This is a genomic window from Saccharopolyspora sp. (assembly GCF_017434145.1).
GTDB classification, from domain to species: Bacteria; Actinomycetota; Actinomycetes; order Mycobacteriales; family Pseudonocardiaceae; genus Saccharopolyspora_C; species Saccharopolyspora_C galaxeae.
This window is the reverse complement of record NZ_JAFRFW010000666.1, coordinates 1-22,274: the sequence shown is the minus strand read 5'-3', so window position 1 is coordinate 22,274 and position 22,274 is coordinate 1. Positions and strand designations below refer to the sequence as shown.

General features: G+C 71.0%; 15 protein-coding genes. 6 read left to right on the top strand and 9 right to left on the bottom strand.

Features of this window, described 5'->3' with window-relative positions; all coding sequences use genetic code 11:
• The coding region (locus IJH84_RS18330; protein ID WP_295146646.1) for a helix-turn-helix domain-containing protein at positions 1-470 on the bottom strand (470 nt) is incomplete at its 3' end.
• An 86-nt stretch (positions 471-556) separates the two neighbouring features.
• Here IJH84_RS18330 and hutH point away from each other — a divergent pair.
• The 5 genes from hutH to hutI all read left to right on the top strand — a co-directional run bounded on the left by hutH (position 557) and on the right by hutI (position 7,688).
• The gene (gene hutH / locus IJH84_RS18325; RefSeq protein WP_295146644.1) at positions 557-2,092 is read left to right on the top strand and encodes a histidine ammonia-lyase; all 1,536 of its coding nucleotides are present in this window, start codon (positions 557-559) and stop codon (positions 2,090-2,092) included.
• On the top strand, positions 2,089-3,750 hold the full coding sequence (gene hutU, locus IJH84_RS18320; RefSeq protein ID WP_295146642.1) for a urocanate hydratase: 1,662 nt from the start codon (positions 2,089-2,091) through the stop codon (positions 3,748-3,750). The genes hutH and hutU overlap by 4 nt, the downstream gene beginning before the upstream one ends.
• Before the next feature lie 215 nt (positions 3,751-3,965).
• Positions 3,966-5,153: an allantoate amidohydrolase gene (locus IJH84_RS18315; RefSeq protein ID WP_200073207.1), complete on the top strand. Its 1,188-nt coding sequence runs from the start codon at positions 3,966-3,968 to the stop codon at positions 5,151-5,153.
• The gene (locus IJH84_RS18310) at positions 5,153-6,454 is read left to right on the top strand and encodes a formimidoylglutamate deiminase (RefSeq protein ID WP_295146648.1); all 1,302 of its coding nucleotides are present in this window, start codon (positions 5,153-5,155) and stop codon (positions 6,452-6,454) included. Before IJH84_RS18315 ends, IJH84_RS18310 begins: the two co-directional genes overlap by 1 nt.
• Before the next feature lie 73 nt (positions 6,455-6,527).
• On the top strand, positions 6,528-7,688 hold the full coding sequence (gene hutI / locus IJH84_RS18305) for an imidazolonepropionase (RefSeq protein ID WP_295146639.1): 1,161 nt from the start codon (positions 6,528-6,530) through the stop codon (positions 7,686-7,688).
• 67 nt (positions 7,689-7,755) lie between these two features.
• On the opposite strand, the gene IJH84_RS18300 is transcribed toward hutI, so the two are convergent.
• Genes IJH84_RS18300 through IJH84_RS18290 form a run of 3 tightly spaced genes read right to left on the bottom strand, consistent with a single transcriptional unit; the run spans position 7,756 to position 9,611 of the window.
• A complete protein-coding gene (locus IJH84_RS18300) occupies positions 7,756-8,949 on the bottom strand; it encodes an amidohydrolase family protein (protein WP_295146637.1) in 1,194 nt (397 codons plus the stop codon).
• Positions 8,950-8,962: 13 nt separating this feature from the next.
• Positions 8,963-9,244: a hypothetical protein gene (locus tag IJH84_RS18295; RefSeq protein ID WP_200073204.1), complete on the bottom strand. Its 282-nt coding sequence runs from the start codon at positions 9,242-9,244 to the stop codon at positions 8,963-8,965.
• Entirely contained in the window at positions 9,231-9,611 is a 381-nt protein-coding gene (locus IJH84_RS18290) for a Rieske (2Fe-2S) protein (protein WP_200073203.1), read from the bottom strand. The genes IJH84_RS18295 and IJH84_RS18290 overlap by 14 nt, the downstream gene beginning before the upstream one ends.
• A gap of 111 nt (positions 9,612-9,722) precedes the next feature.
• On the opposite strand from IJH84_RS18290, the gene IJH84_RS18285 reads away from it, so the two are divergent.
• Positions 9,723-12,332, top strand: coding sequence for a LuxR C-terminal-related transcriptional regulator (locus IJH84_RS18285; RefSeq protein ID WP_295146633.1), 2,610 nt, complete (start codon positions 9,723-9,725; stop codon positions 12,330-12,332).
• An 8-nt stretch (positions 12,333-12,340) separates the two neighbouring features.
• Here IJH84_RS18285 and IJH84_RS18280 read toward each other — a convergent pair whose 3' ends face one another.
• From IJH84_RS18280 to IJH84_RS18260, 5 genes are all read right to left on the bottom strand, one after another.
• The gene (locus tag IJH84_RS18280) at positions 12,341-12,517 is read right to left on the bottom strand and encodes a DUF6104 family protein (protein ID WP_200073201.1); all 177 of its coding nucleotides are present in this window, start codon (positions 12,515-12,517) and stop codon (positions 12,341-12,343) included.
• 154 nt (positions 12,518-12,671) lie between these two features.
• Complete coding sequence (locus tag IJH84_RS18275; protein WP_295146631.1) at positions 12,672-16,451, bottom strand: multifunctional oxoglutarate decarboxylase/oxoglutarate dehydrogenase thiamine pyrophosphate-binding subunit/dihydrolipoyllysine-residue succinyltransferase subunit; 3,780 nt, start codon at positions 16,449-16,451, stop codon at positions 12,672-12,674.
• 366 nt (positions 16,452-16,817) lie between these two features.
• The gene (locus IJH84_RS18270; protein WP_295146629.1) at positions 16,818-20,597 is read right to left on the bottom strand and encodes an ABC transporter ATP-binding protein; all 3,780 of its coding nucleotides are present in this window, start codon (positions 20,595-20,597) and stop codon (positions 16,818-16,820) included.
• 151 nt (positions 20,598-20,748) lie between these two features.
• Positions 20,749-21,597, bottom strand: a complete 849-nt coding sequence (locus tag IJH84_RS18265; protein ID WP_295146627.1) for an ABC transporter permease — start codon at positions 21,595-21,597, stop codon at positions 20,749-20,751.
• On the bottom strand, positions 21,597-22,274 hold a 678-nt coding region (locus IJH84_RS18260), incomplete at its 5' end, for an AAA family ATPase (RefSeq protein WP_295146625.1). The genes IJH84_RS18260 and IJH84_RS18265, both read right to left, overlap by 1 nt.

Genomic DNA, 22,274 nt, shown 5'->3' with positions numbered 1-22,274 from the left:
TGTGCGGGCAACCGGACGCCGACCTCCGTCACCAGCGTCGGCGGCCGCGTTGACGGGTCCGCCGACGGCCAGGATGGCTGCTGCTTGGTGGGCGCTTGCGGCCAGGACGGCCGCTCCTTGACCAGGTACAGCAGCTCACCGCCGTGCAGCACGCCCAGATGCGCGGTGTGCCCGACCCGATCGGCCAGATTCCGCAGCAGCGGGCCTGCCAGCCGTTCCAGCGGATCGTTGTGCAAGTAGGCGGACCCGAGCTCGAAGGCGGCCACGCCCAGCGCGTAGCGGCGTTCCGCGGGCAACCGCACGACGAAACCGGCGTCGGTCAGCTCGGCGAGCAGGTGGTAGGTCGTCGACCGCGGCAGCTCCAGCTCGCGCGCCAGCGTCGCGGCGGACACCGGACCGGTGTGCCCGGCGAGCGCGGTCAGGATCGACAGGCCGCGCCGCAGCGCGGGGACGTCGCTGCTGCCGTGCACCACCCGCTCCAAGACGTCTGGAATTTCAGACGGAAGAACTCTAACCGGCCTTACGCGCTTCCCGCGCAGCCGTGTGCCATGGGGGTATGCAAAAGGTGCAGGTGACCGGCGAGCTGACCCGGCAACAGGTCGTCGACGTCGCGCGCGGGCGGGCCGCGGTCGAACTCAGTGCCGGAGCCGAACGTGAGATCGCGGCCGCGCGCGAGCACATCGACGCGCTCGCCGCGGCGGAACGGCCCACCTACGGAGTGTCCACCGGTTTCGGTGCGCTGGCGGTGCGGCACATCCCGGAGGATCGGCGCGCGGCGCTTCAGCAGTCGTTCGTGCGCTCGCACGCTGCCGGTGCCGGTGAACCGGTCGAGGCCGAGGTCGTGCGGGGGCTGATGCTGCTGCGGCTGCGCACCATCGCGACCGGGCACACGGGCACGCGCCCGGAGACGGCGCGGGCGCTCCTGGAGATGCTGAACGCGGGCATCGTTCCGGTGGTGCACGAGTACGGCTCGCTCGGCTGCTCGGGTGATCTCGCCCCGTTGGCCGCGGTGGCGCTGGCCGCTACCGGGGAAGGCGAGGTCTTCGGAGCCGACGGCGAGCGGCGACCGGCGGCGGAGGCGTTGGCCGCCGCGGGCATCGAACCGGTCGTGCTGGCCGAGAAGGAAGGTCTCGCGCTGACCAACGGCACCGACGGGATGCTCGCCATGCTGGTGCTGGCGCTGCACGACCTCGCAGCGCTGCTCGAGGTCGCCGACGTGACCGCGGCGATGAGCGTGGAGGCATTGCTGGGCACCGATCGCGTCTTCGCCGCCGACCTGCAGGCGTTGCGGCCGCACCCCGGCCAAGCCCGGTCCGCGGCCCGGATGGCGGCGCTGCTCGAAGGTTCGGAAATCGTGGCCAGCCACCGCGGTCCGGACTGCAATCGCGTGCAGGACGCCTACTCGCTGCGCTGCGCACCGCAGGTGCACGGGTCGGCGGCGGACGGCGCGGAGTTCGCCGCGGCGGTGGCCGAGCGCGAACTGGTCTCGGCGATCGACAACCCGGTGGTGCTCGCGGACGGCCGGGTGGAATCCAACGGCAATTTCCACGGCGCTCCGCTGGCGCACGCGCTGGACTACCTGGCGATCCCGGTCGCCGACGTGGCGAGCATGGCCGAGCGGCGCACTGACCGGATGCTCGACGTGGCGCGTTCGCAGGGGTTGCCCGCGTTCCTCGCCGACGATCCGGGCGTGGACTCCGGGCACATGATCGCGCATTACACGCAGGCGGGGCTGGTCACCGAGGTCAAGCGGTTGGCCGCGCCCGCATCGGTGGACTCCATCCCGACCAGCGCGATGCAGGAGGACCACGTGTCGATGGGCTGGTCGGCGGCGCGCAAGTTGCGGCGCGCGCTGGACGGGCTCGGCACGGTGTTGGCGGTTGAGCTGCTGACGGCGGCCCGTGCGCTGGACCTGCGGGCGCCCCTGGCTCCCGCCGCGGCCACCGGCGCCGTGCGCGACCTGCTGCGCACGCGTGTTCCGGGGCCGGGGCCGGATCGGCACGTGGCACCGGAGATCGCCGAGGCAGCGGCGCTCGTGCGCTCCGGCGCCGTCAATTCCACAGTGGACGAACAGTTGGGAGGCCGATCATGAGTGCCGGACCCAGGACCGTGCGCGCCCCGCGCGGAACGACGTTGACCGCGCGGAGCTGGAGCACCGAGGCGCCGCTGCGAATGCTGCAGAACAACCTCGACCCGGAAGTCGCCGAACGCCCCGAAGACCTGGTCGTCTACGGCGGCACCGGCCGGGCCGCGCGCAACTGGGCGAGTTTCGACGCGATCGTGGCCGAGCTGACCGAGCTGGCCGCCGACGAAACGCTGCTGGTGCAGTCCGGGAAACCGGTCGGCGTGCTGCGCACGCACGAGTGGGCGCCGCGGGTGCTGATCGCGAACTCGAACCTGGTCGGGGACTGGGCGAACTGGCCGGAGTTCCGCCGCCTCGACGCGCTCGGGCTCATGATGTACGGGCAGATGACGGCGGGATCGTGGATCTACATCGGCACCCAAGGGATCCTGCAGGGCACCTACGAGACGTTCGCGGCGGTGGCGGCCAAGCGCTTCGGCGGGAGCCTGGCCGGGACGCTCACCGTGACCGCCGGGCTCGGCGGTATGGGAGGGGCGCAGCCGCTGGCGGTGACCATGAACGAGGGTGCGGCGCTGGTCGTCGAGTGCGATCCGCAGCGCGCCCACCGCCGGGTCCGGCACGGTTACCTCGACGTGGTCGCCGATGACCTGGACGACGCGGTTTCCCGTGCTGTGGCGGCGAAACGGCAGCGGCGCCCGGAGTCGATCGGGCTCGTCGGCAATGCCTGCGAAGTGCTGCCCGAGCTGCTGCGCCGCGGCGTCCCGGTGGACATCGTCACCGACCAGACCTCCGCGCACGATCCGCTGTCCTACCTGCCTCGTGGCGTCGAGCTGGACGATTGGGCCGACTACGCGGCGAAGAAACCGGACGAGTTCACCGATCGGGCGCGGGACGCGATGGCCGAGCACGTCGAAGCGATGGTCGGGTTCCTCGACGCGGGTGCGGAGGTGTTCGACTACGGCAATTCGCTGCGCGGTGAGGCGCGCACGGCCGGATGTTCGCGGGCCTTCGATTACCCCGGCTTCGTGCCCGCCTACTTGCGGCCGTTGTTCTGCGAGGGCAAAGGACCGTTCCGGTGGGCGGCGCTGTCGGGAGATCCGGCCGACATCGCCGCCACGGACCGGGCGGTGCTGCGGGAGTTCGGTGCTGACGAGCACCTGGCGCGGTGGATCCGGCTGGCCGGGGAGAAGGTCGGTTTCCAGGGGCTGCCGGCGCGGATCTGCTGGCTCGGGCAGGGCGAGCGGGAGCGGGCCGGGTTGCTGTTCAACGATCTGGTGGCTTCCGGGGAGGTCTCTGCACCGCTGGTGCTGGGCCGCGATCACCTCGACAGCGGGTCGGTCGCCTCGCCGTACCGGGAGACCGAGGGCATGGCCGACGGCTCGGACGCGGTGGCGGACTGGCCGCTGCTGAACGCGCTGGTGAACACCGCATCCGGGGCTTCATGGGTGTCGGTGCACCAGGGCGGCGGGGTCGGCATGGGCCGGTCGTTGCACGCCGGGCAGGTCACGGTGGCGGACGGGACGGAGCTCGCGGCGCAGAAGCTGGCGCGGGTGCTCGGCAACGACCCGGGCACGGGCGTTCTGCGGCACGCGGACGCGGGTTATCAGCGGGCGCGGACCGTCGCCGCCGAGCGCGGTTTGCACGTGCCCATGCCGCACGACGGCTGAAGGAGCCGCCCGATCTGCCCGGCCCGGCTGTCGGTGCAGCGCAGCGCGGGTGTGCCGCCCGCTACCGGGCGATCGCGGGAAAGCGGCCGACACGCCGACGGATCGCCGGTGCGGGTGATCATCCGTGCGCCTCGGATCGAACGCGTGTTTCATGGGCTCGTGGGCGCCGGAAAGCCCGGTGCGGCAAGGGAGATCGCTGGAAGGGGACGAGTGCGATGGGTGCCAATGCGTTGCTGGAGCAGATCGAGGACGTCGGGCGCGATCGGTTGCGCGGCGGATACTCGCGGCACGTGTTCGACTCGGCGGAACGCGAACTGCGGGAATGGTTCGTGGAGCAGGCGCAGGCTCGCGATTTACGGGTGGAGACCGACCGCAACGCCAACATCTGGGCGTGGCTCGGTGAACCTGGCGACGACGCCGTGGTGACCGGCAGCCATCTTGACTCGGTTCCCGGTGGCGGCGCGTTCGACGGACCGTTGGGCGTCGTGTCGGCGCTGAGCGCGATGGATTCGTTGCGGGCCAAGGACTTCGTGCCGCGGAGACCACTGGCCGTCGTGGTGTTCGCCGAAGAGGAAGGCGGCCGGTTCGGCGTGCCCTGCCTCGGTTCGCGGCTGCTGAGCGGGAGCATCGCGCCGGAGCGGGCGCGGGCGTTGCGCGATGTGGACGGCGTGACGTTCGGGGAGGCGATGGGGTCCGCTGCCGAGCGCATCGGCCGCGACGACGCCGCGCTGCGCCGGATCGGGCGGTTCGTGGAGCTGCACGTGGAGCAGGGCCGGGGGCTGGTCGGATGGGACCGCCCGGTGGCCGTGGCCTCGTCGATTCTCGCGCACGGCCGTTGGCGATTCCGGTTCCACGGCCAGGGCAACCACGCTGGGGCCACTCCGATGCCGGATCGCCGGGACCCGATGCTGCCCGCGTCCAGAACCGTGGTCGCCGTGCGCAAGGAAGCCGCGAAGCTGGGTGCGCGGGCGACGGTGGGCCGCGTGGCGGCCAGTCCGGGCGGCACCAACGTCATTCCCTCCACAGTGGACATGTGGTTGGATGCGCGCGCTCCGCACACCGCGGGGGCGCGCGGGCTGGTGGAGCATCTGTCGGTGCTGGCGCACCGGTTCGCCGCCGATGAGGGCTGCCGGGCCGAAGTGACCGAGGAGTCCTTCGGCGACGAAGTGCACTTCCGGCCCGAGCTGCGCGACGAATTGCGGGCGCTGCTGGACTCCGCGCCTGCGTTGCCCACCGGGGCGGGGCACGACGCGGGAGTGCTGTCCGCGCAGGTCCCGACCGGAATGCTGTTCGTGCGCAACCCGACCGGCATCAGCCACGCGCCGCAGGAGCACGCCGAACCGGCCGACTGCGAAGCCGGAGTGGCGGCGCTGGCGCGCGTTCTGGAAGCGTGGGCCGGCTGATGTTCTGGTGCGAATGGGCCTGGCTGGACGGTGCGCCGCGAGCCGGGGTGCTCGTCGACGTCGACGGCCCGCTGATCCGCGATGTGACCACTGTGGACACTCCGCCCGCCGGTGCGCGGCGATTGCCGGGGCTGAGCCTGCCGGGGCTCGCGAACGGGCATTCGCACGCCTTCCACCGGGCATTGCGCGGGCGGACCGGCGGGCGCGGCACGTTCTGGACCTGGCGGGAAACGATGTACGCGGTCGCGGATCGGCTGGATCCGGAGTCGTACCGGCGGCTTGCGGCGGCCGTGTACGCCGAGATGGTGCTGGCCGGGATCACCTCCGTCGGTGAGTTCCACTACCTGCACCACCCCAGCGGTGGCCGCTACGACGATCCGACCGCGATGGGGGCCGCGCTCGTGGCGGCGGCCGAAGACGCCGGGATCCGGCTGACGCTGCTGGACACGTGCTACTTGTCCGCCGGGTTCGGTGCTCCCGCGGAGGGTGTGCAGCGGCGGTTCGCCGATGCCGATGCCGACTCCTGGGCGCATCGCCTCGAGGAGTTCACAGTGGACAGTCAGCGGGTGCGGCTCGGCGCGGCCGTGCATTCGGTGCGCGCGGTGCCCGCCGAACAGGTTCCCGTCGTCGCGGAGTGGTCGCGGCGGGCCGGCGCACCGCTGCACGTCCACCTATCCGAGCAGCGCAAGGAGAACGAGGCGTGCCTCGCCGCGCACGGGTGCACCCCGGCTCAACTGCTCGAATCGCTCGGAGCGCTGGGGCCCGGGACCACCGCGGTGCATGCAACGCACCTCGACGAACGGGACATCGCGGTGCTCGGCGGCAGCGGCACCGGGGTTTGCCTGTGCCCGACGACCGAGGCTGACCTCGGTGACGGCATCGGCCCGGCCTCGGCGTTGGCCGCCGCGGGAAGTCCGCTCTCGGTCGGCAGCGACGGGCACTCCGTGCTCGACGTGCTCGGCGAGGCGCAAGCCGTGGAGGCCGGACAGCGACTACGTGCGGAGAACCGGGGTCACTTCACCACGAACGCGCAACTCGCGATGGCCACGGCGCACCGCGGCCTGGGCTGGAATGCCGGACGCATCGCACCCGGCTGCCGCGCGGATCTGGTCTCGGTCGCGCTCGACGGGCCGCGATTGGCCGGGGTGCCGATGGCGGCGGTGCCCGTGCACGCGCGGGCGGACGACGTTCGGCACGTCGTGGCCGACGGCGAGCACGTCGTCCGGAACGGCGCGCACGAACGGTTTCCCGATGCCGCGCAGCGACTCGGCGCGGTCATCGAGGAGCTGCACGGGACATGACCGGACGGGACGACCGGAACAGCACGACCGGGATCAGCGCTGATCGTTGATCAAGCACTGGAGATGGGCAGCGATGGCATCCACTGTTATCACCGGAATCGGTGAGCTGGTCACGAACGACGACGCACTGGGCGAACTCCGCGACGCCGCGCTGGTGTGCGAAGGCGACCGCATCGCGTGGGCGGGTCCCGCGGCGCGCGCTCCGGCCGCCGACCACGCCATCGACGTCGAAGGCCGGGCCGTGCTGCCCGGCTGGGTGGACAGCCACACGCACCTCGTGTTCGCCGGGGAGCGGACAGCCGAGTTCGCCGCCCGGATGAACGGCGAGCCCTACTCGGCCGGAGGCATCGCGACCACGGTGGAAGCCACTCGTGCCGCGTCCGGCGACGCGCTCGCCAGCACGCTGCGCGGACACGTGGCCGAGGCCGTTTCGCAAGGCACGACCTGCTTGGAGACCAAGACCGGGTACGGACTCACCGTCGAGGACGAAGTGCGCGCCGCGCGGCTGGCCGCGGGTGAGGCCGACGAGGTCACCTTCCTCGGCGCACATCTCGTGCCGCCCGGATGGGATCCCGGCGAGTACCTCGACCTGGTCTGCGGCGAGATGCTGGACGCGGTTTCCGATCACGTGGGCTGGTGCGACGTGTTCTGCGAGCGCGGCGCGTTCGACGCCGAACAATCCAGACGCGTGCTGACCGCGGCCGCCGAACGCGGACTGGGGCTGCGGGTGCACGGAAATCAGCTCGGGCCGGGACCGGGCGTGCAGCTGGCCGCCGAGCTGGGCGCGGCCAGCGTGGACCACTGCACGTACCTGGACGGGGACGACGTCGCCGCGCTCGCGGGCTCCGAGACGGTGGCGACCTTGCTGCCCGCGTGCGATCTGTCCACCCGCCAGCCGTTGCCACCTGCCCGGGAACTGCTGGACGCGGGCGCGACGGTGGCCCTCGCGTCGAACTGCAACCCCGGGTCGTCCTACACGACGTCGATGGCGTTCTGCGTCACCACCGCCGTGCTGCAAATGCGGATGACCGTGCCCGAAGCCGTCCGCGCGGCGACCTGGGGCGGGGCGCGAGCGCTGCGCCGGGAGAGGGGAGACGGCGCGGTAGGCGTGCTGCGGCCAGGAGCTCGCGCCGATGTGCACGTGCTCGACGCACCCAGTGCCGCGTGGCTCGCCTACCGGCCCGGCGTCCCGCTCACGTACGCGGTGTGGCGCGGTGGTCACCGGCTCCGCTGACCACACCGCTCGGCGTCCGCGGTTCGGACGTGCCCAGCTCAGACCCCTCAGCCCATACGCCTCCGGCTCAGAGTCCGAAGACCTTGCGGGCCGTCTCGCCCAGGACGTTTCGCTTGCCCTGCTCGGAAAGGAACGGGATGCCCATGATGCGACCCGGCACGTCGAAATCCCAGTGCGGCCAGTCCGACGAGTACATCAGCGTGTTCTCGGCGTCCATCGCCCGGAACGTGCTCTCCAGCAGGCCCATGTCGGTGATCTCGAGGGGCTGCGAGGTGTAGTACATCTCCCGCATGTAGTCGCTGGGCAGCTTGGTCAGCAACGGAGCGTCCGACTGCCGCATCAGGTACTCGTGGTCCAGCCGCTGCATCATGAACGGCACCCACGCCAGCCCGCTCTCGATCCAGATCGTCTTCAGGCCGGGGAACCGCTCCGGGATGCCGTTGATCACCCAATTCGTCAGGTGCGTCATGTTGCAGGTGACGAACGAGATGGCGTGCGCGGACAGGAACTTGTTCATCGTGGAGGTCATCGAGTCGGCCTGGTTCGGCCCCGCGTGGAAACCGATCGGCAGTCCCAGCCGTTCGAGCTCCGCGTAGATCGGCATGTACTCGTTGCGGTGCACACCGATCGAGTGCTGGCTGGTGATCAGGAACCCGATCACTCCCGGATGGTCGGCGTACTCGCGGATGGTGCGCAACGCCGCGTCCGGGTCCTCGATCGGCAGCCCGAGCATCGTCTTGATCCGCGGCTCGGCGGAAAGAATCGTGGAGGTGAACCACCGGTTGTAGGCCATCATCAGCTGCACCGCGGCGCTCGGGCTCGGGTGCAGGCCGATCTCCAGCATCGGCTGCGGGAACACCACCTGCAGATCGATGCCCATCGAGTCCATCGCGCGCCGGACCAGTGTCACGTCGCGGTGCACCTCGCGGTCGGAGACCGGTTCGGCCAGCGACGCCTGGTGCAGGATCCGGCCGCTGACGTCCTGCTGGGTCAGTCCGGGCGGGTGGTTGGACAACGCGAGATTGTGCGCGTTCGGCCAGTTCTGCATCATCTGCCTGCCGCTGTCGCGCAGCACCGGATCCTCGATGTGCTCGATGATCTGCGGCCACGAGTCCAGCTCCACGTGGTGCGAATCCACGTCGACGATGTAGTACTCGTCGAGCCCGTAGCGCTCGATGTCCCGCCGCGCGTTCGCCAGGATTTCGCGGCTGTCGGTATGGATGGTGATCTCTTGGGTGGCCCGGGGAGTCGCTTCGGTCATGTCCGCCTCCAAGTCAGCCCGCGACGCGGCTGCGCGAGAACCACAGCGCCAGATCGAACGGGTTGAGGTCTCGTGCCTTCAGCAACGCGCAGGTGAGCACCACCGCGTCCGTGGTCGATGCGCTGTCCTGCAACGGTTCCGACGCGTGCGCGGCGCCTTCGTTCGCCGCGGCGTAGAGCCGGGTCGCGGCGGTGACGAGGGCTTGCAGCTGCTCGGCGGGGACCTCGTGCGCACGGCCTTCGGCGATGAGCTGATCGATGTGCTCGGCCAGTGCCGGGATGTCAGACGTGGACATAGATCGTTCCCTCCGCTTCCTCCACATCGAAAGCGCGCAGTTTGATCTGCGGGCGGCCCGGGTGCGAACCGGTGGCGAGGCTGTACTCGAAGCCGTGCCACGGGCAGACGATGTGCAGGTCTTCGGTGTCGAAGTCGAGGCCGCGGCTGCGCTTGTCCGCGTCGAGCTTCTCGGTCACCCGGGACACCAGCCGTCCCTGGCAAACCGGCCCGCCCTGGTGCGGGCACACGTTCTCGTAGGCGTGCAGCACGCCCTGGAAGCGGAAGAGACCGATCGTCGTGCCCGCGATGTCGACGACGTGCCTGCCGCCTTCCGGAACTTCGTCGCTGCGCGCGGCGGCTTGCCGCGCAACCGGGGTAGCGGTCATGGAACCTCCTGTTTCCGCTGTTCAGCGCATTGGTTCCAGGGTGGGTGCGGCAGGCCGGGGCGCGAATCCGTCAGATGACTGGCCGGAAGTGCCGGGTAGCATCCGTGCGGGATGAGCACCGGACTCGACGTCGAGCTGGAGCGCATCGCGGACTCGGTCGCCGCGGGCACCGGAGCGGTGCGCGTGCTGACCGCTCCGCGCGCACGGGGACGCACCACCGCGCTGCGGCGACTCGCCGAGTTGGCGCGCGCACGGGTTCTGTCCGCGACCTGCACACCGGACGAGAGCGAGACCCCGTTCGCGCTGTTGCACCAGCTCAGCGGGCACACCGGTATCGAAGAATTCGACGACGTGGCCACGACGCGGCATCGGTTCTGGCGCTTCCTCGTGGCCGCCGAACCGGTGTTGCTACTGGTCGACGACGTGCATTGGGCGGACGACGAGTCGGCGCGGGTGCTCGCCTACGCGGGCCGCCGAGTCGGCGGGCGTTCGCTCGGGCTGGTGTGCACGGCCGCCGCGGAATGGCCGTTGCGCGCGGAATTGGCAACGCTGCCCTCGACGACCGTGCCGGGCAGTTCGGACGGCGATGCCCGCGAAGTGCTGGGCGACGTGCCTGCACACGTGGTCCACGGGCTGCTGGAACTGTGCGAGCGCAACCCCCTGGTGCTGCGCGAGACCGCCGCCGAGCTCAGCCCCGAGCAGCTCAGCGGCCGGGTGCCGTTGCCTGCCGAGCCGGTGATCGGGCCGCGGGGTGCCCGAGCCTTCGCACCGGCCGTCCCGGACCGCACCCGCGACTGGCTGTTGCTGCTGGCGCTGGGACCGGCCCTGCCGGTGTGCTTGCGTGCCGCACGGGCGCTCGAGCTGCAACCGGACGATCTGGCGCCGGCTGAGCGGGCGGGCATCGTCCGCACCGCACCCGAGCTCACCTGGCGCTCCGGCCTGGAACGTGCCGCGGTGCGGCAGCGCGCCACGCTCGCCGAAACGGCACGCACCTGCGCGGCCCTGGCCGCGGCGACCGATCCGCAGCAGTGGCCCGCCGAACACGCCGAACACCTCGCCGGTTCGCTGACCGAACCGGAACGTGCCGCGGCAGCGCTCGCCCGCGCTACCGTCCCGATGGCCCAGCAGGGACGGGTGCTGGACGCCTACACCGCTGCCAACCGCGCGGTCGCGGGCGCCACCGACCCCGCGGAGCGGGAGCGGTTCCGCATCATCGCCGCCGAATTGGCCTGGCTGGCCGGGTACGTCGAGCACGCGCTCGACCTGCTCGCGGTGCCGATCCGGCACAGCAGCGATGCGGAGCTGAGCGCGGCGATCATGCGCGCGGTCATCCACGGCTTCACCGAGTCCTGGACCACCGGGTGGCGCCTGCTGCCGATCGGCGGTGGAACGGAACCCGGCAGCTCCGAGCACACCCTGCGGCTCGTCGTCACCGCGCTCACCGCCGGTTGGGAGGTGGCATCCCCCGACTCGTTGCGCCGGGCCGTGGGCTCGCTGCGCGAACGGCTCGGCGCGGCCACCGAATCCGTGCCGGGCGCGGTGCCCGCGCTGGAGACCGTCGTGTCCGGGCACAGCGATCCCGGCGTTGGCGATCGGCAGGCGCTGCGGACGCTGGCGTGGTGGTCGCGTTCCTCGGACGCGGTGCATCCGAAGGCGTGGCCGCCGCCGTTGCTGCCGGTGTTCATCGGCGAGGAGGAGCACTACGCGGAACTGTTCACGCACCTGATGCGTGGTGATCACGTGCGGTCCGCCCCCAGCACGCGAGCCTTGTTGCTGCTCAAGCTGGCGGTGACGAAAACCGCGCTCGGGCAGTGGGATTCCGCCGCACAACGGGCCGCCGACAGCGCCCGCCTGGCCGAAGACCTCGGCCACCACGCCTTGCGCTGCGAGGCGCTGCTGGCCGTTGCGTGGATCAACGCCGGGCAAGGCGATGAGCGCACGTGCCGGTCATGGCTGGAAGAAGCCACCAGCGGGCCGGCGTCACCGGGCGCGGCGCTGACCGAGCAGTGGATCCGCGGCTTGCTCGCGCTGTCCTGCGGGCGCGGTGAAGAAGCCTGGGAGCGCCTGCGCGCGTTGCGGCGTCCCGCGGAGAATCCGCACCACCTGCTCGTGCAACGCATGTCCACAGTGGACGCGACGGAGGCGGCGATGCTGGCCGGGAGGACCGACGAGGCCGCGGAGGTCGTGCGGGGATTCGCGGCTTGGGTCGCCGCAGGTGCGGCCGACTGGGCGCGGCTCGACCTCGCGCGGTGCTGGGCACTGCTCGGCGGCGATGCGGCCGACGGAGCCGAAACCGGCTCGGGCGAAGACCTGCTCGCGATCGCTGCCCGCGCAGGCAGGCCGTTCGCCACCGCGCGCACCGAACTGCAGATCGGCTCCGCACTGCGCCGCCGCAACCGCCACCAGGACGCCCGCGCGCACCTGCGCTCCGCCGAGGAGCGGTTCGACCGGCTCGGCGCCACCGCTTGGAGTCGCCGCGCGCACGCCGAACTCCGCGCGACCGGGGACGCGCACTCCCGGCCCGAACTGCCCGATCCGCTCACCCCGCAGGAGCGGCAGATCGCCGATCTCGCAGCGCAGGGGCTCACCAACCGGCAGATAGCGAGCACGCTGGCGCTGAGCCCGCGCACCGTCGGCTACCACCTGTACAAGATCTTCCCGAAGCTGGACATCACTTCCCGCGCCCAGCTAGGCGCAGCGCTGCGTCGTCTACCCGGCTGACCGGCGGGTCAGTCCTCGTCGGTGTCGTCGCGGGCGAGGAATGTGGCGAGGCGTTCGGTCGCGTCCTCGAATTCCGGGTTCAGGTCCACGAACGCGCGCATCCGGTCCGCGAGCCACGCCAACGTCACCTCTTCATCGCCGCGACGCTGCTCCAACTCCTCGATGCCACGGTCGGTGAAGTACACCGGCTCCTCCTCACACCCGACGGCCACCGGACCGCCAACCTGCACGGCAACCGAGAACCTTACGGCCACCCGCCGTCGGACTACGCGGGCCACCTGCGAAAAGCAAGAAAGCGGGCCGCCGGAGTGTCGGCGGCCCGCTTCGAGGGAGTGCGGATCAGGCGAAGGTGTTCTGCACGACCTCGGCCTGCTCCACGTCGTGCACCGCCTTGAGCCCGGTGGCCGGGGCGGCCATCGGCCGGCGGGACACCCGCTGCAGCTCGCGCAGCCGCTCCGGGAAGTGCTCGCGCAGCTTCAGGCCCAGGAACGGCCAGGCGCCCTGGTTCGCCGGTTCCTCCTGCACCCACCGGACGTCGGTGGCGTTCGAGTAGTGGTCCAGCAGCGCACCGAGCTTGCGGTGGGGCAGCGGGTAGAGCTGCTCCAGCCGCACGACCGCGGTGTCGGTGTGGCCCTGCTTCTCCTTCTCCGCGGCCAGCTCGTAGTAGAGCTTGCCGGAGCACAGCACCACGCGGCGCACCGCGGACGGGTCCGGCTGCGTCGGATCGTCGATGACCGAGGTGAACTTGCCCTCGGTGAAGTCGCCGACCGAGCTGGTCGCGGCCTTCATCCGCAGCATCGACTTCGGCGTGAACACCACCAGCGGCCGGTGGATGCCGTCCAGCGAATGCCTGCGCAGCAGGTGGAAGTAGTTCGCCGGAGTGGACGGCAGCGCGACCGTCATCGAGCCCTCCGCGCACAGCTGCAACCAGCGCTCGATGCGCGCCGAGCTGTGGTCCGGGCCCTGGCCCTCGTGGCCGTGCGGCAGCAGCAGCACCACGTCGGAGCGCTGGCCCCACTTGGCCTCACCGGAGGAGATGAACTCGTCGATGATCGACTGCGCGCCGTTGAAGAAGTCGCCGAACTGGGCTTCCCACGCCACCAGCGCATCCGGGTTGGCCACCGAGTAGCCGTACTCGAAGCCCATCGCCGCGAACTCGGACAGCGCCGAGTCGTAGGGCAGGAACTTCGCCTGGTCCTCGGAGAGGTTCTGCAGCGGGGTGTACTCGGCGCCGGTCTTGCGGTCGATCAGCACCGAGTGCCGCTGGCCGAACGTGCCGCGGCGGCTGTCCTGCCCGGTCAGCCGCACCGGGCGGCCCTCCATCGCCAGCGAGCCGAACGCGAGCAGCTCGCCGAAGCCCCAGTCGATCTCGCCCTCGACGGCCATTTTGGCGCGCCGCTCCAGCACCGGCTTGACCCGCGAGTGCGGGGTGAAGCCCTCCGGCAGGTCCACGTGCGACCGGGCGATGCGGTCCAGCGTGTCCTGCGAGATCGCGGTGATCAGCTTCGTCGGCACCTGCTGCTCCGACTCCACCGACGGGCTCGGCTCCGGCGGGTACTTCTCCAGCTCGCGGACCTCGTTGAACACGTGCTCCAGCTGGCTGGCGTAGTCCTTGAGCGCCTTCTCGGCCTCGTCGACGGTGATGTCGCCGCGGCCGATCAGCGCCTCGGTGTAGGTCTTGCGCTCGCTGCGCATCTTGTCGATCGCGTCGTACATCGACGGCTGCGTCATCGACGGGTCGTCGCCCTCGTTGTGCCCGCGGCGGCGGTAGCACACCATGTCGATCACGACGTCCTTGCCGAACTTCTGGCGGTACTCCACGGCCAGCTTCGCCACCCAGACGCACGCCTCGGGATCGTCGCCGTTGACGTGGAACACCGGCGAACCGGTCATCTTCGCCACGTCGGTGGAGTACTTGCTGGAGCGGGAGTGCTCCGGCGCGGTCGTGTAGCCGACCTGGTTGTTCACCACCACGTGCACCGTGCCGCCGGTGCGGTAGCCGCGCAGCAGCGAGAGGTTCAGCGTCTCGGCGACCACGCCCTGCCCGGCGAACGCGGCGTCGCCGTGCATCAGCACCGGCAGCACCGTGAAGCCCTCCTGGCCCTTGTCCAGGATGTCCTGCTTGGCGCGGACGATGCCTTCCAGCACCGGGTCCACGGCTTCCAGGTGCGAGGGGTTCGAGGTCAGCGACACCTTCGTCTCGCCGTCGCCGAACATGCGGAAGTACTTGCCCTCCGCGCCCAGGTGGTACTTCACGTCACCGGAACCGTGCGCCTGGCCGGGGTCCAGGTTGCCCTCGAACTCGCGGAAGATCTGCGAGATCGGCTTGCCGACGATGTTGGCCAGCACGTTGAGCCTGCCGCGGTGCGGCATCCCGACGACGACCTCGTCCAGGTCGGATTCGGCCGAGGAGTCCAGCACCGCGTCCAGCAGCGGCACCACCGTCTCGGCGCCCTCCAGCGAGAACCGCTTCTGCCCGACGTACTTGGTCTGCAGGAACGTCTCGAACGCCTCGGCGGCGTTGAGCTTGGACAGGATGTACTTCTGCTCGGACTGCTCCGGCTTCTCGTGCGGCTTCTCGACCCGGTTCTGCAGCCATTCCCGCTCGTCCGGTTCGAGGATGTGCATGTACTCCACGCCGACCGTGCGGCAGTAGGAGTCCCGCAGCACGCCCAGCACGTCGCGCAGCGACATGTACTGCTGACCCGCGAAGCCACCCACGGCGAACTCCCGGTCCAGGTCCCAGAGGGTGAGGCCGTGCGAGAGCACGTCCAGGTCCTCGTGCCTGCGCTGCCGGTAGTTCAGCGGGTCGATGTCGGCCATCAGGTGCCCGCGCGTGCGGTAGGCGTCGATCAGCTCCAGCACCCGCGCGGTCTTGTCCACCGCGCCCTCGGGGATGTCCTGGGTCCAGCGGATCGGCTCGTACGGGATGCGCAGCGACGAGAAGATGTCGTCGAAGAACCCGTCCTCGCCCAGCAGCAGCTCGTGCACCTTGCGCAGGAAGTCGCCGGACTCGGCGCCCTGGATGACCCGGTGGTCGTAGGTCGAGGTCAGCGTGACGATCTTGCTGATGCCCATCTCGACCAGGGCCTTCTCCGAGGCGCCCTGGAACTCCGCCGGGTAGTCCATCGCCCCGACGCCGATGATCGCGGACTGGCCCTTGGTCAGCCGCGGCACCGAGTGGTTCGTGCCGGACGGGCCGGGGTTGGTCAGCGAGATCGTGGTGCCCGCGAAGTCCTCCGCGGTCAGCGCGCCGTTGCGGGCCTTGCGGATGATGTCCTCGTAGGCCTGCCAGAACTGCTGGAAGCTCATCTGTTCGCAGCCCTTGATGGAGGCCACCACGAGGTTGCGCGAACCGTCCTTGCCGGGCATGTCGATCGCCAGGCCGAGGTTGACGTGCTCCGGCGTGATCGCGGCGGGCTTGCCCTTGGCGTCCTCGCCGAAGTGCCGGTTCATGTTCGGGAAGTCCCGCAGCGCCCGCACCATGGCGTAGCCGATCAGGTGCGTGAACGAGACCTTGCCGCCCTTGTTCCGCTTCAGGTGATTGTTGATCACGATGCGGTTGTCGAACAGCAGCTTGGCCGGGACCGCGCGCACGCTCGTCGCGGTCGGCACGGTCAGCGACTGCTCCATGTTCTTGGCGATCGCCGCGGCCGTGCCGCGCAGCGGCTTGGTCTCCTCGCCCGCGCCGTCGTCCTTGACCGGAGCGGCCTTCGCGGCCTGCTGCGGGGACGGCTTCGGCTCGGCGGGCTTGGCCGACTTCGACTCCGCCGCGTTCTGCTCCGCGGGCTTGCCGGCCTTCGGCTCGGCAGCCTTGGCGGGCTGGGACTGCTGCGCGTTCTGGGTTCCGGCGGATCCGATCTGCCCGTTGCCGGTACCGCGCGACGCGGTCGCCGTGGTCGTGCCGGAAACGGTCGTCGTGCTGCTCGCAGAACCGGCCGCGCTCGCGGAGTTGTCGGCGGCTACCGAACCCGAGGCCGCCTGCCCCGGCTTGTAGTCGGCGAAGAACTCGTGCCACGCGGGGTCAACCGACGCGGGATCTTGGAGGTACTGCTCGTACATCTCCTCGATCAACCACTCGTTGGGGCCGAACTGTGACGCAGGGCTGCTGCTGGACACGGCTGGCGCTCGCCTCGATCCATCTTCTCGTGATGTACACACACTCACGTACCAGGCTAGCGGTCCGATTCGTGCGGTTGGCACACAGTCGGACGTCCGCCGGAAGAGTTCGGTCACAGGATCGATACGGAAACCCCGATACCGGGCCGAGTTGGCCCGTCCGGGTCTCGCCGCCGGATGCGGCTCGCTCGTATCATGCGCCGTTCTCGTCGCCGGTCTCGCCGGTACGCCTCGCACCGTTGTCGCGAGCATCCGGCGCAACGTTTCGGCAGCGGCCGCGGATTCCCGCGACGTGAGCGGTTGGTTCCCACATCGCGGTCGATTACGCGCAACGCATCGCGCGCGGACACGCCGGGTAGCAGCAGCTCAGTGCCGTGTCCGCACCGTTCCGAGGCCCGGTGCGGAGTGCGAGTGCGCGTCGGTGGCGTGCCACAGCCGCGCGTACTGGCCGCCGAGCTCCATCAACTCCGAGTGGCTGCCGTCCTCCACGACCCGCCCGCCGTCGATCACCACGATGCGGTCCGCCCGGGCTGCGGTGCCCAGCCGGTGCGCCACCACGAACGTCGTGCGGCGCGCGGCCAGCTTGTCGCTCGCCGAGATGACCAGCGATTCCGTCGCCGGGTCCAGCGCCGCGGTCGCCTCGTCCAGCAGCAGCAGGTCGGGGCGGACCAGTTCCGCGCGGGCCAGCGCCACGAGCTGGCGCTGACCGGCCGAGAGCTCCCGGCCGCGTTCGCCGACCTGCTGGCGGAACCCGTTCGGCAGCATCGCGATGCCGGGCAGCGCGCCCACGTCGCGGGCGGCGGCCTCGATCTCCGCATCGGTCGCGTCCGGGCGGCCGTAGGCGATGTTCGCGGCGACGTCGCCTGCGAACAGGTAGCCCTCCTGCGGGACGACCGCGAGCCGGTGGTGGTAGCCGGCAGGTTCGAAGCGGCGCACGTCGATCCCGTCGATCAGCACCGCTCCCGCAGTCACGTCGTAGAACCGGGCGAGCAGCTTCACCAGCGTCGACTTGCCCGCCCCGGTCGGCCCGACCAGGGCGACCGTGGTCCCCGGGTCGATCTTCAGCGAGATGTCCCGCAGCGCGGGCTCGTCGGTGCCCGGGTACCGGAACGACACGTCGCGCACCTCGACCTCACCGGCGAACCGGGGCGGCACCTCGACCGGCTCGGCCGCCGCGGGCACCGAGGTTGGCGTGCGCAGCAGGTCACCGATGCGGCGCAGCCCGACCCGCGCCTGCTGGTACTGGTCGAACACGCCCGACAGCTGCTGCACCGGCGAGAAGAACATGCCCAGGTAGAGCAGGAACGCCACCAGGACTCCGGCGGTCAGGTCGCCGGTGGCGACCCGGGTGGCGCCGACGCCCAGCACCGCCGCTTGCGCCAGCTCGGACAGCAGCGTGGTGAACGGGAAGAACGTGGCGATGTAGCGCTGCGCCCGCAGCCTCGACCGCCGGTAGGCGTCGCTGCGCTGCGCGAAAACCTTCGCGGAATGGCGTTCGCGGCGGTGCGCCTGGGCGACCCGCAGGCCGGAGACGTTCTCCTGCAGGTCCGCGTTCACCGTGCTCACCCGTTCCCGGGCCTCCGCGTAGGCGGTCGCCGCGACCCTGCGGAACAGCACCGTCGCGACGATCAGCGGCGGCAGCACCGCCAGCGCCACCAGTGCCAGCGACAGGTCGGTGATCAGCAGCGCGACCGCGATGCCGACGATGGTGAACACGCTGACCACGGCGGTGGCCATGCCGGTCTGCAGGAACGTCGACAACGCGTCGACGTCGGTGGTCATCCGGGTCATGATCCGCCCGGCGAGTTCGCGCTCGTAGTAGTCCAGCCCGAGCCGCTGCAGGTGCGCGAAGCTGCGCACCCGCAGCAGGTACAGCAGCGTCTCGCCGGTGCGGGCGGTGATCACGGTCTGCGCCTTGATCACCAGCCAGGCCGCGAGCACCACCGCCGCGCCGACCGCGGTGACCGTCCACAGCGTCGCCGGATCGCCCGCGCCGACTCCGCTGTCGACTCCCTCGCGCACCAGCGACGGCAGTGCGATCGAAGTCAGCGCGTCTCCGGCGACCAGCGCGACGGTGAGCACCAGGCCCCAGCGGATCGGCCGCAGCAGCCGCGTCAGCCGGAACTGCGGATCGGGGGCGGTGGCGTCGACGCCGGGCAGCCGCGGAGCCTCGGTGGCCGCGGGCAGTCGTCGGATCCCTGCTTTCAATTCCGGGGTCAGGGGAGTGGCGTCCTTGCTGCTCGTCGAGGTTCCGCGCGCACCAGGGCCTTGCGGCGCCGTGATCGTGTGCGCTGCCTCCGGCTCGTCCGCGACCTCCGGCCACAGTTGCGCCGAGGTCGTCTCCGGAGCCGCGTGCGGCGTCTCGATCGACTCGCCCGGCCCGGCCAGCAACGAGCGGAACAGCGTGCAGCGCCGCTCCAGCTCGTGCTGCGTCCCCACATCGACGACGCGGCCCTCCTCCAGCACCGCCACCCGGTCGGCCAGCGCGAGCGTGGAGCGGCGGTGCGCGATCAGCAGCGTCGTGCGCTGCGCGGTGACCGAGCGCAGCGTGTCGTGGATGGCGGCCTCGGTGGCCGGGTCGACCGCCGAGGTGGCGTCGTCGAGCACCAGGATCCGCGGGTCGGACAGCAGTGCGCGGGCCAGCGCCACCCGCTGCCGCTGACCGCCGGAGAGCGTCAGGCCGCGCTCGCCGACCATCGTGTCGTAGCCGTCGGGCAGCTCGGTGATGAACTCGTGCGCCTCCGCGGCGCGGGCCGCGGCGACGATCTCCGCTTCGGACGCGTCCGGCCGCCCGTAGGCGATGTTGCCGCGGATGGTGTCGGAGAACAGGAACGCCTCTTCGAACACCACGCCCACGGCCTTGCGCAGCGACTCCAGCCGCACGTCGCGCACGTCGTGCTCGGTCGTCCCGTCCGCGGTCCCGATCCGCACCGCGCCTTGCTGGACGTCGTAGAAGCGGGGCAGCAGCAGTGACACCGTCGACTTGCCGGAGCCGGCCGAGCCGACCAGCGCCACCGTCTCGCCGGGCCGCACGGTCAGCGACATGCCGTCCAGCACTCGCTGATCGCGGGTGTAGCCGAACCCGGCGTCGTCCAGCCGCACCCGCAGCGGCACCTCGGGCAGGTCCACGGCGCCGGGCCGGTTGCGCACGTCCGGCCGCGAGTCGATCAGGTCGGTGATCCGCTCCATGCCCGCGCGGGTCACCTGCCCCTGCACCAGCACGCTGGCCAGCATCCGGGCCGGGCCGCCGAGCATCGTGACGTAGGCGGCGAACGCCACGAACGTGCCGATGCCGACCTGGCCCTGCAACGCCATCCAGCCGCCGAGACCGAGCACGCCGACCTGCCCTGCCGAGGGCAGCGCGGTCAGGGTCGCCTGCGGCAGCGAGGTCATCCGTGCCGCGCGGAGCCGTTCGGCGAACAGCCGCCGCGCGCGGACCTCCAGGCCGGAGACCTCCCGCGCCTCCTGCCCGAAGCCCTTCACCACGCGGACCCCGGCGACCGACTCCTCGACCTGCTGCGCGATGTCCGCGGCGCGTTGCTGCGCCGACCACGTGGCGGGGAACAGCCGCTTGCGGCTGTGCGCGGACACGATCGCGATCAGCGGCATCACGACCAGCACGACCAGCGTCAGCAGCGGGGACAGCCACAGCATCGCGGTCAGCGCGAACACCGCGAGCACCACGGTGCCCGCCGCCAGCGGCAACATCGCCAGCAGCGCGTTCACCAGCTGCAGATCGGTGATCGCCCGGGACACCACCTGCCCGGTGCGCAGCGCGTCCTGCTTGCCGCCGTCCAGCCGCTGCACCGAGCCGAACACCGCTCGCCGGAGGTCGTGCTGCACGTCCAGCGCCAGCCTGCCCGCGGAGTAGCGGCGCACGAACGCCGCGCCGAAGCGGAACACGCCCAGCCCGGCCAGCGCCGCGGCCAGCCACCACAGGCGGCCGGTGCTACCCGCGACCGCGTCGTCGACGGCCGTCTTCGTCAGCAGCGGGACGAGCGCCTCGAGTCCGACCGCGGCCACCGAAGCGCCCATCGCCAGCAGCACGGCGATCGGATGCCGCCAGCAGGCGGCGAACAGCCGGCGGATCCACCCGGGGCGGGTGCGCTCGGCGCCGCCGTCGGCGGCCGTGTCGGAGTCGCTCACCAGGCCAGGTTATGTCCCGAGCCCGACATCACGGCCCGTTCGACGACGTGGTGTTCGTTGCCCCTTCGGGTCGTTGTGCTGGGCGGAATGCCACGTACCGAAACAAAACGGACCCCCCGTTGCCGGGAGGTCCGTTCGTCGCGGCGTCGGGTCAGGTGATGTCCCGGCGCCTGCTGAAGTACCAGCCGCCGAGCACGAACACCGCGGTGTAGCCGGCGAACGTCAGCAGGCTCAGCCACCACGGGTGGTGGTACGAGCCGCCGAAGAAGAAGTGCAGCACGTCGAACACGTCCTGCGGCACCATCTGCTCGTTGCTGCCCGCCGCGGCGCGGATGAAGATCGGCACCGCGAGGTTGCCGACGATGCCGCTGCCCGCGGTTCCCGGCAGGTACGCGCTCACGCCCTGCGGGTCGGAGGTCATCAGGAAGCTGGTGACGATGAACTCGAACACGAACTTGTAGATCAGCAGCACCATGATCGCCACGACCGGGCTGGAGACCACCGCGCCGAACCCGACGCCGAGCAGCGTCCACAGCACCATCGCGAGCAGTCCGGCACCGCCGACCGCGAACCAGTCGGCCAGGTTGCCGAGCCCGTTCGTCCCGGCGCCCACCAGACCCCCCGCGGTGGCGGCCAGCACGTTCACCAGGCCGTAGAGCAGGCCCAATCCGGTGTAGCTGATCAGCTTCGCGCTCAGCACCGCTCCGCGCGAGCTGGCGGTCAGGTACGTCGTGGTGATGCTCTTGCTGCGGTGCTCGCCGGTGATCGCCAGCGCACCCAGCAGCCCAGCGAAGATCACGCTGAAGTTCGTCGACATCGACATGGTCAGCAGGCCCAGCGGCAACGGCCTGCCGATCTCCTGCTCGATCGAGTTGATGGTGCCGAATCCGGTGCCCATCCAGCCGGAGCCGAAGCTGATCACGGCGACCGGGATGAGCAGCGCCCACCACAGGTTGGTGGTGAAGACCTTCCGGAACTCGGACTTGATCAGGCCGCCCATCAGGCGCCACCTCCGAGGCCGTCGCGTTGCTGGGAGTCCGACTGCTGCGCTTGCTGGTACGGATCGGGCCCGTTGCCGGGTGGTCCCCAGCCGCCCGCCGGGCCGTGCTCCGGCTGGTAGGCGCCCGCCACGTACTGGCCGCTGGTGAGCCGGAAGAACAGCTGCTCCAGGTCGACCTGCTCGTCCTCCAGCCCGTAGATCGCCACCCCGGCTTCCAGCGCGAGGTCCGCGACCGCCTTGGAGTCTGAGCCGGTGACGCCCAGCCGCCCGTCGGCGAGGTACTCCACCTCGTTGCCGGCTTCCTGCAGCTCGGTGACCAGTGTGTTCGGGTCGCTGGCCTGGACCAGCACGCGCGAGCTCTGCTGCGCGCGCAGTTCGTCGAGGTGGCCGTTGTAGACGCACTCACCGCGGCTGACGATCACGACGTGATCGACGGTGTGCTCCATCTCCCGCAGCAGGTGGCTGGAGACCAGCACCGTGCGCCCGGACGCGGCGAACGATCGCAGGAAGCTGCGCAACCACGCGATGCCCTCCGGGTCGAGGCCGTTGGCCGGTTCGTCCAGGATCAGCACCTGCGGATCGCCCAGCAGCGCGGTGGCCAGCGCCAGCCGCTGGCGCATGCCCATCGAGAACCCGCCCGCGGCGCGGCCCGCGGCGCCGGTGAGCCCGACGAGTTC

Excerpts from the sequence above, each read along its gene's own strand:
- IJH84_RS18300 (WP_295146637.1), bottom strand. The coding sequence starts at position 8,949 with ATGACCGAAGCGACTCCCCGGGCCACCCAAGAGATCACCATCCATACC.
- IJH84_RS18295 (WP_200073204.1), bottom strand. The coding sequence starts at position 9,244 with ATGTCCACGTCTGACATCCCGGCACTGGCCGAGCACATCGATCAGCTC.
- IJH84_RS18315 (WP_200073207.1), top strand. The coding sequence starts at position 3,966 with ATGGGTGCCAATGCGTTGCTGGAGCAGATCGAGGACGTCGGGCGCGAT.
- IJH84_RS18310 (WP_295146648.1), top strand. The coding sequence starts at position 5,153 with ATGTTCTGGTGCGAATGGGCCTGGCTGGACGGTGCGCCGCGAGCCGGG.
- IJH84_RS18285 (WP_295146633.1), top strand. The coding sequence starts at position 9,723 with ATGAGCACCGGACTCGACGTCGAGCTGGAGCGCATCGCGGACTCGGTC.
- hutU (WP_295146642.1), top strand. The coding sequence starts at position 2,089 with ATGAGTGCCGGACCCAGGACCGTGCGCGCCCCGCGCGGAACGACGTTG.
- hutI (WP_295146639.1), top strand. The coding sequence starts at position 6,528 with ATGGCATCCACTGTTATCACCGGAATCGGTGAGCTGGTCACGAACGAC.
- hutH (WP_295146644.1), top strand. The coding sequence starts at position 557 with ATGCAAAAGGTGCAGGTGACCGGCGAGCTGACCCGGCAACAGGTCGTC.
- IJH84_RS18290 (WP_200073203.1), bottom strand. The coding sequence starts at position 9,611 with ATGACCGCTACCCCGGTTGCGCGGCAAGCCGCCGCGCGCAGCGACGAA.
- IJH84_RS18265 (WP_295146627.1), bottom strand. The coding sequence starts at position 21,597 with ATGGGCGGCCTGATCAAGTCCGAGTTCCGGAAGGTCTTCACCACCAAC.